The following is a 12,564-nucleotide window of genomic DNA, read 5'->3' on the forward strand; positions in this document are numbered from 1 at the left end:
TCTTTTCAAAAAGATCGGGTTACGCCAGGGCCGGTTCCAAGGCACCAAGAATGTCCATTGCCGCTTTCGCGGCTTCTTTCCCCTTGAGCACGAAGTGGTCCCGATAGATGGCAGTGTGATGCGCGGTTTCCTGGTACTGGTGCGGGGTCAAGGAGACTGACAGCACGGGCACCCCGGTATCCAACCCCACGCGCATCAGCCCGTCCACCACCGCAGCGGCGACAAAATCATGCCGGTAGATGCCGCCATCAACGACAAAGGCGGCGCAGATAATCGCAGAGTACCGGCCGTTTTTTGCCAGTTTCTGCGCCATCAGCGGCATTTCGAAGGCGCCGGGCACGTCAAAGACATCGACCTGGTCGGCGGGAATGATTTCGGTAAAGCCGTCAAGCGCGCGGTCCACGATATCGGCATGCCACGCTGCTTTGACAAAAGCGAAGCGGGCGGGGCCATGATAGCCATGTGTCATCTGTGATCTCCTTTTGGTCCAGACACGTCCACCCAAGGCGATCACGACAACAACAGAGGCTGGCTGCCCCCCTTGTCTTCGCATTCTCTTTCATCCGGACTGTGACCGTCGGCTCTGGACTTTGACCAGATCTGCTGACCCGGTGCCGCCCGAAGGAGGCACCGGCGCTCGCGGGCTTGGGAATTCTCCCCTACCGCCGGTGGGGAATTCCGCCCCGCCCTGAGAATGGGCTTATGTTGCCAAGCCTCAGAATTGTCTGCAATAGGAATCGTACTGTTACCGAGGGGAACACGATGCATCCGAATCCAGTATTTCACGATGCCGATACCAAACGGAATATCGCCTTTGCGCGGGAAAGGGGATTCGGCGTTCTGGCCGCGCAGGGGGCAGGTGCCCCGATGCTCAGCCATGTGCCCTTTCTGGTCAGTGAGGATGGCGCGTTGGTTGAATTGCATCTGGTGCGCTCGAACCCGATCGCCCGCGCATTGACGACTCCGCTTGCGGTGACAATCGCCGTTTCAGGGGGCGATTCATACGTCTCGCCTGACTGGTACGGCGTGTCCGACCAGGTGCCGACCTGGAATTACGTCGCCGTGCATCTGACCGGGACGCTGGAACTGCGGCCCGCCGAGGAATTGCGCGATCTCCTGGACCGTCAATCGGCAGCCTATGAAGTGCGTCTGTTGCCCAAGGCTCCCTGGAAAACGGACAAGATGACGCCGAAGGTGATCGACAAACTGATGCGGATGATCGTGCCGTGCCGGATGCAGATCACCGGCGTGGATGGCACCTGGAAACTAAGCCAGAACAAGCCCGACGCAGTGCGTGAGGCGGCGGCAGACCACATGGCGGGTTATGGGTTCGGCAGCGATGTGGATATGCTGGCAGCACAGATGCGGGCAGCCCGCAGCAAATAGCGCACTGCAAGTCATTGCCTGTTCTGACAGCGCCTGTGATACTGCCGCAAAGCGACAGGAGATCCCCCATGAAACTCGCCTATTCACCCACTTCGCCCTATGTTCGCAAGGTCATGGTTCTGCTGCATGAAACCGGTCAGCTTGACGATGTCACACTGGAAACCATGCACACCACGCCGGTCGAGCCGGATAGCGCGCTGTTGCCCCAGAACCCGTTGGGCAAGGTGCCTGCGCTGGAGCGTCCGGAGGGGCCGACGCTTTATGACAGCCGGGTGATCTGCGCCTACCTGGATGACCGCGCGGGCGGCAAGCTGTATGGAACGGGGTCGCGGCACTGGGATACCTTGACCCTTGAGGCGACAGCGGATGGTATTCTGGATGCGGCGCTGTTGATGGTCTATGAAGGGCGGCTTCGGCCCGAAAGCGCGCAGATGCCCGAGTGGGTCGAGGCGCAGTGGAGCAAGGTAGACCGGGCGCTGACCGCGCTGAATGCCCGCTGGATGAGCCATTTGAGCGGCCCGCTGGACATGGGCCAGATCGCGGTCGCCTGCGCGCTGGGCTATGTGGAGTTCCGCCATGGTGCGCGCGGCTGGCGGCGCGGCAAGGATGCGCTTTCTGACTGGTTCGATGCGTTCGATTCGCGTCCTGCAATGCAGGCAACCAAGCCGCCGGAGGCTTGAATCCGCGGCTTTGGCAGGAATAATTCCCTGCCTGCGACGGTTTGCGCGCCTTTGCCATCTGGACGGACGCGCGCCAGCCCGCTAGACAGCGCGATGAAGTCAGGGGGCTGAACCGCCCCCGGTATGTCCAATGGCCTCTGTGCCAAGAAGTGGAGTAGAGCCGTGTCCAACGCAGAAGATCACGCAGGCACCCGGAGGGATTTCCTGTATTACGCAACCGCTGGCACTGGTGCCGTCGCCGTAGGCGCGGCTGTCTGGCCGCTGGCGAACCAGATGAACCCATCTGCCGATGTTCTGGCGCTGTCCTCCATCCGCGTTGATGTGAGCGGGCTCGAAGAGGGAACGCAGCTGACAGTCAAATGGCTGGGCAAGCCCGTGTTCATCCGCCGCCGCACCGACAAAGAGATCGAAGAGGCACGCGCCGTCAATGTCAGCGACCTGCCGGATCAGAATGCGGAGAACGCCAACCTGGCCGGCGATGCGCCTGCCACCGACGAGAACCGCGCGTTGGACGAAACTGGCGAATGGCTGGTCATGATGGGTGTCTGCACGCACCTTGGCTGCGTGCCCCTGGGCAACTCCGGTGATTTCGACGGCTGGTTCTGCCCGTGCCATGGATCGCACTACGACACTGCCGGGCGTATCCGCAAAGGGCCCGCACCACGCAACCTTCCGGTGCCTGTCGCCGAATTCGTGGACGATTCCACGATCAAACTGGGTTAAGGGAGAACTCGATGTCTGGAATTCCTCACGACCATTATGAGCCGAAGTCCGGCGGAGAAAAGTGGCTTGCAAGCCGCTTGCCCGTTGTTGGTCTGCTCTATGACACCTTGATGATCCCCACGCCCAAGAACCTGAACTGGATGTGGATCTGGGGCATCGTCCTGACCTTCTGCCTGGCGTTGCAGATCATCACCGGCATTGTGCTGGTCATGCATTATACGCCGCACGTGGACCTGGCGTTCAGCTCGGTCGAGCATATCATGCGCAACGTGAACGGCGGTTACATGCTGCGCTATCTGCACGCGAACGGCGCATCGTTGTTCTTTGTGGCGGTTTATGCCCACATTTTCCGGGGTCTCTACTATGGCTCCTACAAGGCCCCGCGCGAGATCACCTGGATCATCGGGATGCTGATCTACCTGCTGATGATGGCCACCGGCTTTATGGGCTATGTGTTGCCATGGGGGCAGATGTCCTTCTGGGGTGCGACCGTGATCACCGGCTTGTTCGGCGCAATCCCCTTTGTCGGCGAGTCGCTGCAGACCTTCCTGCTGGGCGGACCTGCCGTGGACAACGCCACGCTGAACCGCTTCTTCTCGCTGCACTACCTGCTGCCCTTCGTCATCGCGGGTCTGGTGATCGTGCATATCTGGGCTTTCCACACCACGGGCAACAACAACCCCACGGGTGTTGAAGTGCGCCGTGGTTCCAAGGAAGAAGCGCAGAAAGACACGCTGCCGTTCTGGCCGTATTTCGTGATCAAGGACCTGTTCGCGCTGGCGGTGATCCTGGCGGTGTTCTTTGCCATCGTCGGCTTCATGCCCAACTATCTGGGCCACCCCGACAACTACATCGAGGCGAACCCGCTGGCGACGCCTGCGCACATCGTTCCTGAATGGTACTTCCTGCCGTTCTACGCGATCCTGCGGGCCTTTACTTCGGAAGTCTGGGTTGTGCAGATTGCGTCCTTCGTGACCGGCGGCATCATCGACGCCAAGTTCTTTGGCGTGCTGGCGATGTTCGGTGCGATTGCAGTGATGGCACTGGTGCCTTGGCTGGACACCTCCAGTGTCCGGTCCGGGCGGTATCGTCCGATGTTCAAGTGGTGGTTTGCGCTGCTGGTGATCGACTTCTTTGCCCTGATGTGGCTGGGTGCGATGCCTGCGGAAGAACCCTATGCGTCTTTCTCGCTGATCGCATCGGCCTATTGGTTCGCCTACTTTCTGGTGATCCTGCCGCTGCTGGGCGTGATTGAAAAACCGCTGCCACAACCGGCGACCATCGAAGAAGACTTCGACGCCCATTATGCGCCCAAGGCCGGTGGTTCGAAAACCGCTGCGAAACCGGCGCAATGACGGAGATGACAATGATCAAGAAACTGACCCTCTCCGCCCTTGTGGCTTTTGGCCTTGGCACCACCGGTGCCTTGGCTGCCGGTGGCGAAGCCCATGTCGAGGATTTCGACTTTTCCTTCGAAGGGCCTTTTGGTGCCTATGATGTGAACCAGTTGCAGCGCGGCCTGCAGATCTACACCGAGGTCTGTTCGGCATGCCACGGGCTGAAATTCGTCCCGATCCGTACACTTGCGGACGACGGCGGACCCAGCATGCCCGAAGACCAGGTGCGCGAATACGCCAAGCAGTTTGAAGTGTTCGACCCAGAGCTGGACGATTTCCGCGAATCGACACCGGTGGATCATTTCCCGTCGTCGTCTTTGGAAAATGCGCCGGACCTGTCGCTGATGGCCAAAAAACGCGCAGGATTTCACGGGCCCTACGGTCTTGGCATTAACCAGTTCTTCAAGGGGATTGGCGGGCCGGAGTACATCGCATCCCTTCTCAGCGGATACGAGGAAGCGCCGGACTGTGCCCCCGAGGATTTCCCCGGTTCCTACAACAAGGTGTTTACCGCAGGCGGTATCCCCGATTCCTGTCGCGATGAAGATGGCCATTCGACTGTCACAGGCAGCTGGATCGCCATGGCACCGCCCCTTTTGGGCGATGACGTGGAGTATGCCGATGGTCACGAAGCGGATGTCCACCACGAAGCTGCGGATGTGGCGGCCTTCCTGATGTGGACAGCAGAGCCCAAGATGATGGCCCGCAAACAGGCCGGTTTTGCCGGGGTGGTTTTCCTGACCTTGCTGGCGGTTCTTCTGTACCTGACGAACAAACGTCTCTGGGCGTCGGTCAAGTACAAGCGCGAAGACTGACACAGCGCGCTTTGACATGCTGAAAAGCCCTCCCAACTGTTGCGGTTGGGAGGGCTTTTGCTTTCCGGGGGCCCTCATAATGAGTGAGGTGTCCGAAAAACGGGGACAGGTATAATACCGGAGCCGGGTCAGTGGCACAGACCACCCTTGGGCAGATACGCACGGCCAAGCCGTACTCCCCGCAACCTGATCCAGGTCTTTTCAAACTTTGCCCTGCAATGCGCCGATGAATAAGGCGATCGAGGAACCAGAGCAGCGTCGTTACTATGGTTTCAATCTATCGGTTGACGCTGCGGCAGTCTGTGAACTGGGTCACACAGGCCGGAAAAGATGGAATTTAGACTTCGTTGATTTCCGCGAGATCCCTCAGGGCGTTGCGATTAAGCAGGCGCAGCCCACCACGGGATGCGCTGACGATGCCACTGCGTCCCCATCTCGAAATGATTTTTGAAACCGCTTCGCGGCTCGCGCCCGCAAATTCTGCCAGCTCTGTCTGCGACAGTATCAGCAGCGGTTCGGGATCAGTCATATGGGAGGTCAGGTGCAGGACCTTCTTGGCCAGGCGGGCGGGCAGGGGAAGGAAAACTTGCTCTGACAGTTGATAGCCCATCCAGCGCATGCGCTTTCCCGCGAGGCGCAACATGTCGATCCCGAAATCGGGTGAGCGTTGCAGCGCCGCCATCGCGTCGGCATTGCGGATGCCCAGAACACGGGAATGCTCCAACGCCGTGACAGTAGCCGTGCGTGGGCCGGGGTCGAAGAGGGCGATCTCTCCAAAGACCGCGCCCCGGTGCATCACATCCAGCGCCAACTTGCGTCCGTCCGCCGAGATGACGCTGAATTCAAGCGCACCGTCCAGGATTGCATAAAGGGTATCGCCGGGGTCTCCGTGCTCAAACAGGATCTCACCGGCCCGCAGGGTGGTCTCTGTCGCGAGCGCGGCCATTGTCTCCTTGAGGGCCGGAGAGGCCCCAGCCAGAAAACCGCAATCAAATAGGTGTTGATCTTTCATGGCCCCCCACCGCGTTTGGAGGCAAGTTACAGCAATTCAATCAGAAATTGTACTGAAAGCCGCAGGGTGGTTGCTAGGGCCTGCGGACATTCATCTTCCACCGCCCGCGCGAGTCGGATTTTGCCGCTGGCGCCCTGATGTGAGCGCAGCAATGTGATCATTGGAAGCGAACATCCGGGATGGCAGAGGCAAAATCCGCCGCGCCCCGCAGGGGTTTCGCCAAAATTGCCCATTTCTGCGTTACAGCGTCCCGCCTTTATTTTAAGGAAAATCACTTCGCCAATGTCCCGAGAGCGCGTAGCGCGGCATTGGCGCTTCAATTTCAAGGCGGGGCGCACAAAGAGAGCTTGAAATAGCTGGCTATTCCTGCGCTCTCTCGCCTGGAACTGATCATTTTGGACTGAAACGGATGGTGGAAGATGAGTGTCCACAGGCCTTAGTTCAGGCGGTCAGCGCGTTTTCCGATTTGCCGGTCACCCTGGCCGTAACAATTGTGCCTTCGACCTTTTGCGCGTCGAAATGGACTTCGGCAAATTGTTCGGTGCGGCCCATGGTCGGGCTTTCCATCAGGATGTGATGGGTCTGGCCAACTTGCTGTTGCAAATGGCGCTGCACCTGCGCGTCACCGGCGGCGCGCAAACGGGCGGCGCGGTCCTTGATGGTGCGGCCGTTGACCGCAGGCATCCGCGCAGCCGGGGTGCCGGGCCGGGCGGAGTAGGGAAAGACATGCAGCCATGTCAGATCGCATTCATCAACCATGCGCAGGGCGTTTTCGAACATCGCATCCGTTTCGGTCGGAAAACCCGCGATAATATCCGCGCCAAAGGTCATGTCAGGGCGCAGCCTGCGCGCCTCGTTGCAGAACGCGATGGCGTCATCGCGCAGGTGCCGTCGCTTCATCCGTTTGAGGATCATGTCATCGCCATGCTGCAGGCTGAGGTGCAGGTGGGGCATCAGCCGGGGCTCGGTCGCGATAGCGGCCATCAGGTTGTCGTCCACCTCGATGGAATCGATGGAGCTGATCCTGAGACGCGGCAGATCCGGGACCAGCCGCAGGATGCGCATGACAAGGTCGCCCAGACGCGGTGCCGCCGGCAGGTCTGCGCCCCATGAGGTCAGGTCGACGCCGGTCAGAACGACCTCGTTGAACCCCTTGTCCACAAGCCGCTTGATCTGGTCCACGACAACACCTGCGGGAACGGAGCGTGAATTGCCCCGGCCAAAGGGGATGATGCAAAAGGTGCAGCGGTGGTCGCAGCCGTTCTGGACCTGCACATAGGCGCGGCTGCGGGTGCCGAAGCCGTCGATCAGGTGGCCGGCGGTCTCAGTCACGGACATGATATCGTCAACCTGAACGGTTTCCGTCTCTCCGATGAAGTCAGCGGCGAGGCCGTGCCAGGTGCCCGGCTGCATCTTTTCGGTGTTGCCGATCACCGCGTCGACCTCTTCCATGCTGGCAAAGGTATCGGGTTCGGTCTGTGCTGCGCATCCGGTGACGATCAGGCGCGCGCCGGGGTGTGCCTTGCGCAGCTTGCGGATGTCCTGGCGCGCCTTGCGCACTGCCTCTGCCGTGACGGCGCAGGTGTTGACCACAACAGCATTGCCCAGCCCGGCCTGCCCGGCGAGGTCCTTCATCGCCTCGACCTCGTATGCGTTCAGGCGGCAGCCGTGGTTGGAAAAGACGGGGGCGTTCATCCGATGCCCTCCAGGAAGGCGGGTGTGAGGGTGCCGGAAAACACATGCACGGTCGGGCCGGTCATCCAGACGCCATCCTCACGCCAGTCCACTTGCAAGGTGCCGCCGTCCAGGTCGATCTGCACCTTGCGCCCCGTCAGGCCGCGCCGCGCGGCGGCGACAGCACAGGCGCAGGAGGAAGAGCCAGAGGCCCATGTGACACCCACACCACGCTCCCAGACCCGCATGCGGATGTGGTCGGGGCCGATGATCTGCGCCACCTGCACATTGGTGCGTTGCGGGTATAGGGGGTGATGTTCGATGGCGGGGCCGAAAGTCTCAAGCTCGACCGCATCAACATCCTCGACGAAGAAGGTGCAATGCGGGTTGCCCATGCCGGTCGCGGTCGGCGTGCCGTCGATGGGCAAGGTCAGCGTGTCCATCTCCTGCACCAGCGGCACCTCGTGCCACAGCAATTGCGGCTGGCCCATGTTCACCGACGTAATCCCGCCGCCCTGATCCTCGGCGTATAGATCGCCGCGTTCGGTGGTCAGGTGCAGATGGGTCACACCCGTTTCATCCATCAGGAACCGGGCGATGCAGCGTGTCGCGTTGCCACAGGCCGCCGACAGCGATCCATCGGCATTGTAAAAGGTCAGATGCGCGTCGCCCGGTCCATTGGAAATAACGGCAAGCTGGTCAAAGCCGACGCCGAAATGGCGATCGCCAATGGCTTTTGCCATGCCGGGGGTAATCTGTGCTGCCCGTGCGCGCGCATCTACAACAACGAAATCGTTGCCCAGCCCGTGCATTTTCATGAAGGGCAAACCGGAAGACGTATCACTGCTCATTTCGCGCATATAACGCCGCCTGCCGGACTAATCCAGCGGGCACCTCAAGAATCGTGGTTTAAGGGCTTGACCCCCCTCGCTCACCTTTCTAGATACGCGTCCTAGTGGGCCGTTAGCTCAGTTGGTAGAGCAACTGACTTTTAATCAGTAGGTCGTTGGTTCGAACCCAACACGGCTCACCACTTCTTCCAACCTGATGCACACCTACCTGGCCTTTGGGGGCCGGGTATTTGGCGCTTGGCGCCGGGTCCACAGGGCGCCAGGAAACCGGGCAAGCCGGGCGTTTCATGAATTTTCCGAATCAGATGGTGTTGGACGGCATTCCAACAATTTGTCAGTCAGGGCGCGAGTGCGGTTCTCTGCGTCTGACAGCGCGGCCTCCAGTGCAGCGATGCGGGACTTTGTTGCGGGCTCGTCTGCCTTGCGGCACTCTAGGTCGCCCCACATTCCGTCTACTTCATGTGCCATGGTGGTCAGATAGAGACCGAATTCAGTGCCGCTTCCCTCTGCCGGTTCGGCTGTTCGAGCGCGCCGATAAAGGCTTTCGAACGCGTTGATCGCGAGGCTTATGGGAAATCGGCTGCGGACCAATTGCGTGACCTCGCGCACCTTTTCCTGGTCAAAGTGGGTAAGTTGCTGACCCAGCCAATCACTGTCCATGACGCTGGCCGAGGTGAAATAGCGCGGGCTGAAATTGGAAGCCGCCCAATCGTCGAGCGTGTCGGGAACGACAAGCGACCCGGCAAGTTGCGGCACGACCGGGATCACGGCGCAGCCGCTGGCCGCTGCTTCGATTGCCGAGCGTCCGATGGCAAAAGCGATGTCATAGTCAGGCAGGAAATACTCGGGTCGGGGGCGGGGGTTGCCATAGGCATATCCAACCTTGTCCAGCGCGATGGCATGATCCGCGCAGGCCTTTTCAAGCAACTCCAGCTCAGCCGGGTAAAACCCGGACTGGCCGTACAGGACAGCGCGCGTCGGTCTGGCGATGGTCTTGCGCACCCGAGAGAAACGCTCCAAATCGACGAAATTGGGGATCGTGATGATACGGTCTTCGGGGATGGCGGTTTCGGTGGCCAGCCGGGGTGCCATCCGTTGCGAGGTGACAACGTGAAAGCGGATGCGGGGATGGACGGGGGGGCGTTCGACCCAGGGCCTTGCGCCGTGCCAGCAGTAGATCGCCGGTGTATCCGGGAAATGCGCGAGCGCGGCCATGGTCGGCAAATGATGCTGACCGTGGATCACATCAGGCGTGAAAGGCACCTCAGCAGGTGTTTCGCAGACCGGGATACCGCTGGGCGTGACGATATTGGCCAGCTTTCCGGGGGCAGGGCAATAGATGGCAACTTCGCGTCCCCGGTTCTTGAGGGCGCGCGCAACTTCGATGGCAAAGAACTCCGAGCCGCCAAAGTTTTTCAACTCCCGTTGGGTAATCAGAATGCGTTGGGGGGCTGGGACGGTATTGCTGGGAACATCCGCAGCGCTGGCGGATCGTCGCAACAGGCGGCGCAGCAAACGGGGGCTGCCAGTCACGCCTTGCCGCCTTCGAGAGAGGGCCGGACCGGCCGCATGGGCGCGGTGTATTGCCCGGTTGCAGTTGGGCTGTGGGTGGCCCAATCTGGCCGGCCCGGACGCGGCTGGCGGTTTGCCAGCCAACGGCGGTAATACGGATTATCGGGGCCGCCAAGTGGTGCCTGGTCGACATCGAATATCGCATGGTAGGCCCGCGCGTTCGCTGTGCCAAAGCGGCTGTCGTCCACTGGATAGATCCGCCGACGCACCCGGCCCGCGCCGGGGTAGATTTCCCAAAGCTTCAGGCCGATGACCGATCCGTAGGCGTCCAGCAGGTAGCCTGCCAGCACGCCGGAGTGGGTGGTGTGATTGCCGGTAATCCCCAAACCCTCGCCGCCATCCCAGCGATCGCTTGGTCGTCCGCGCCGGTCCATGAAGCTGGCAACCGGGGTGCCCATGGGCATGATCACATCGACGGCGCGGCAGCCCCGACGCCAGTTGGCCACGGTCCGCAGGGCATTTCCCGCAAATTTGGGCAGGACAACGCATTCCTCGCTGCCCCAATAGGCCACATGCGCATCGAGGAAGTCCTGATAAGCAGGGTCAAATTGTGTCTCTGGCCAGCGGCTCGAAGGGGGCGGTGGCAGGGGCAGCCAATCGGGTGCCTTTGACGGATTGGCAGCCGGGAAATCGTAAATTGATGCAGATGTGCCAGTTTCTTGGCGCATTCAGAAAAGCTCCGACGTGGAAATTATGTGGATCAAACCAGAAGACTATACTGACGAATCGGAAAATGGGTGGAATTTCTTTTGCTACCACAAATGTGAACCGGCGCGCCCGAAACCCTATAGCGTTTCGCGTTAAACCTGAATCACGTAACGCTGCATGAAATCATAGATTTCAACGCATTACGTGATTTTGCATGTATTTCGTCGGACGCTGTAGTCCTAATCGCCAACGAATAAACGCGCGGCCACGGCGTGATAACCTTTCAGCTTGATCAGTTCATCGGTTCCGCTTGATGTCGCGGCAAACGGTTGGCGCATCCCGGCCAAGCGATCAGCATTCTCGGCAATCGAGATTCTGGCTTTGCGCCACTTCGCTGTATCGCTCAGACCGGACTGCGGCGGGTTTGCAGTTCCTTACCCCAACACCGCCTTGACCGCTTTCACTGTCTTGCCGACAACTTCATCAGCCTCTTCGCGGGTCAGGCAGAATGGCGGCGCAAAACCCAGAATATCGCCTTGTGGCATGGCGCGGGCGATGACACCCTCGGCCAGAAGCGCACGTGCGATGGCGGGGCCGACCTTGTCTGAAGCATCAAAGTAAACCCGGCCTTCGCGCTGTTTCACAAACTCAACTGCGCAGAGCATGCCCTCGCCGCGCACATCGCCCACATTGGCATGATTTCCGAAGGCATCTGCCATGGCACTGTTGAGGTAGGCCCCGATTTCACCGGCATTATTGATCAGGCCCAGTTCGTCGATGAGCCTGAGATTCGCCACACCAGCCGCTGCGCCGATCGGGTGGGCGGAATAGGTCCAGCCGTGGCCTATGGGGCCGTTTTCATCTGTCCCCTGCTCAAGCACCTTCCACATCTTGTCACTGATAATCGACCCGGACAGCGGCGCATAGGCCGAGGTTAGCCCCTTGGCGATGGTGATGAGGTCAGGTTTCATGCCGTAGTGTTCGGAACCAAACATCGTGCCCAAACGGCCAAAGCCTGTCACAACTTCGTCGGCCACAAGAAGGATATCGTGCTTGTCCAGAACCTGTTGGATCGCCGTCCAATAGCCTTCGGGCGGCGGCACGATACCGCCTGTGCCAAGCACAGGCTCACCGATGAAAGCGGCGATTGTATCGGCACCTTCCCGGTCGATCAGGGCCTCCAGTTCCGCCACGCAATAAGCGACAAATTCGGCCTCGGATTGTTCAAGGTTAGCGCGGCGGTAGTAATAGGGTGCTTCGGTGTGCACCACCTGTGCCAGCGGCAGATCGAATTTCTTGTGAAACAGCTCAAGCCCGGTGAGCGAGCCGGTCACAAGACCCGAGCCGTGATAGCCGCGCCAGCGCGAGATGATCTTTTTCTTCTCGGGGCGACCCAGAATGTTGTTGTAATACCAGATCAGCTTGACGTTGGTCTCATTGGCGTCAGAGCCGCCGAGGCCGAAATAGACCTTCGACATGTTTTCCGGCGCACGGTCGAGGATCATCTTGGCCAGCGTGATGCTCGCCTCGGTGCCGTGACCGACATAAGAATGGTAATAGGCCAGTTCCTTGGCCTGCGCGGCGATGGCGTCAGCTATGTCGCTGCGGCCATAGCCGACATTGACACAATAGAGCCCTGCGAATGCGTCCAGCAGGCGATTGCCGTCGCGGTCTTCGATATGACAGCCCTGGCCGCCTGTTATGATCCGCTGGGGGACGTTGCCGCGTGCAAAATCAGCCAGATGGGTCGAGGGGTGAAAGAAATTTTCGCGGTCCCATTGTTCCAGGTGGTCGTTTTTCAGCATG

Annotated in this window: 12 protein-coding genes, 1 tRNA gene and 1 riboswitch; of the genes, 6 read left to right on the plus strand and 7 right to left on the minus strand. The window is 60.1% G+C overall.

All coding sequences use genetic code 11. The annotated features are described in order from the left end of the window. Positions 1-19: 19 nt before the first annotated feature. Entirely contained in the window at positions 20-469 is a 450-nt protein-coding gene (locus A8B82_RS23090) for a 6,7-dimethyl-8-ribityllumazine synthase (protein ID WP_067297991.1), read from the minus strand. Positions 470-547: 78 nt separating this feature from the next. Further along, a riboswitch (FMN riboswitch) is annotated at positions 548-700 on the minus strand. Between the two features lie 62 nt (positions 701-762). Between A8B82_RS23090 and A8B82_RS23095 the strand changes: the two genes are divergently transcribed. The 5 genes from A8B82_RS23095 to A8B82_RS23115 all read left to right on the plus strand — a co-directional run bounded on the left by A8B82_RS23095 (position 763) and on the right by A8B82_RS23115 (position 5,001). Continuing rightward, entirely contained in the window at positions 763-1,386 is a 624-nt protein-coding gene (locus tag A8B82_RS23095; protein ID WP_067297994.1) for an FMN-binding negative transcriptional regulator, read from the plus strand. A gap of 68 nt (positions 1,387-1,454) precedes the next feature. Then, complete coding sequence (locus tag A8B82_RS23100; RefSeq protein WP_067297996.1) at positions 1,455-2,066, plus strand: glutathione S-transferase; 612 nt, start codon at positions 1,455-1,457, stop codon at positions 2,064-2,066. 162 nt (positions 2,067-2,228) lie between these two features. After that, positions 2,229-2,789, plus strand: coding sequence for a ubiquinol-cytochrome c reductase iron-sulfur subunit (gene petA, locus A8B82_RS23105; RefSeq protein ID WP_067297998.1), 561 nt, complete (start codon positions 2,229-2,231; stop codon positions 2,787-2,789). Between the two features lie 11 nt (positions 2,790-2,800). Continuing rightward, entirely contained in the window at positions 2,801-4,144 is a 1,344-nt protein-coding gene (gene petB / locus A8B82_RS23110; RefSeq protein WP_067298001.1) for a cytochrome b, read from the plus strand. 5 nt (positions 4,145-4,149) lie between these two features. Beyond that, complete coding sequence (locus A8B82_RS23115; RefSeq protein ID WP_067298004.1) at positions 4,150-5,001, plus strand: cytochrome c1; 852 nt, start codon at positions 4,150-4,152, stop codon at positions 4,999-5,001. Between the two features lie 337 nt (positions 5,002-5,338). On the opposite strand, the gene A8B82_RS23120 is transcribed toward A8B82_RS23115, so the two are convergent. The 3 genes from A8B82_RS23120 to dapF all read right to left on the minus strand — a co-directional run bounded on the left by A8B82_RS23120 (position 5,339) and on the right by dapF (position 8,538). Beyond that, positions 5,339-6,013, minus strand: coding sequence for a Crp/Fnr family transcriptional regulator (locus A8B82_RS23120; RefSeq protein ID WP_067298007.1), 675 nt, complete (start codon positions 6,011-6,013; stop codon positions 5,339-5,341). Between the two features lie 441 nt (positions 6,014-6,454). Then, on the minus strand, positions 6,455-7,708 hold the full coding sequence (gene mtaB / locus A8B82_RS23130) for a tRNA (N(6)-L-threonylcarbamoyladenosine(37)-C(2))-methylthiotransferase MtaB (RefSeq protein WP_067298012.1): 1,254 nt from the start codon (positions 7,706-7,708) through the stop codon (positions 6,455-6,457). Beyond that, positions 7,705-8,538 (minus strand): diaminopimelate epimerase, encoded by an 834-nt coding sequence (gene dapF / locus A8B82_RS23135; RefSeq protein ID WP_067298435.1) that lies wholly within the window; start codon positions 8,536-8,538, stop codon positions 7,705-7,707. Before dapF ends, mtaB begins: the two co-directional genes overlap by 4 nt. Positions 8,539-8,644: 106 nt before the next feature. Between dapF and A8B82_RS23140 the strand changes: the two genes are divergently transcribed. Next, positions 8,645-8,720: transfer RNA gene (locus A8B82_RS23140), tRNA-Lys, on the plus strand. Positions 8,721-8,823: 103 nt separating this feature from the next. On the opposite strand, the gene A8B82_RS23145 is transcribed toward A8B82_RS23140, so the two are convergent. The 3 genes from A8B82_RS23145 to A8B82_RS23155 all read right to left on the minus strand — a co-directional run bounded on the left by A8B82_RS23145 (position 8,824) and on the right by A8B82_RS23155 (position 12,563). Beyond that, positions 8,824-10,071, minus strand: coding sequence for a glycosyltransferase family 4 protein (locus A8B82_RS23145; protein ID WP_138069858.1), 1,248 nt, complete (start codon positions 10,069-10,071; stop codon positions 8,824-8,826). Beyond that, complete coding sequence (locus A8B82_RS23150) at positions 10,068-10,778, minus strand: hypothetical protein (protein WP_067298018.1); 711 nt, start codon at positions 10,776-10,778, stop codon at positions 10,068-10,070. The genes A8B82_RS23145 and A8B82_RS23150 overlap by 4 nt, the downstream gene beginning before the upstream one ends. 414 nt (positions 10,779-11,192) lie before the next feature. Further along, positions 11,193-12,563: an aspartate aminotransferase family protein gene (locus A8B82_RS23155; RefSeq protein WP_067298020.1), complete on the minus strand. Its 1,371-nt coding sequence runs from the start codon at positions 12,561-12,563 to the stop codon at positions 11,193-11,195. Between the last annotated feature and the right edge of the window lies 1 nt (position 12,564).

This window comes from Sulfitobacter sp. EhC04, assembly GCF_001650875.1.
Lineage (GTDB): Bacteria > Pseudomonadota > Alphaproteobacteria > Rhodobacterales > Rhodobacteraceae > Sulfitobacter.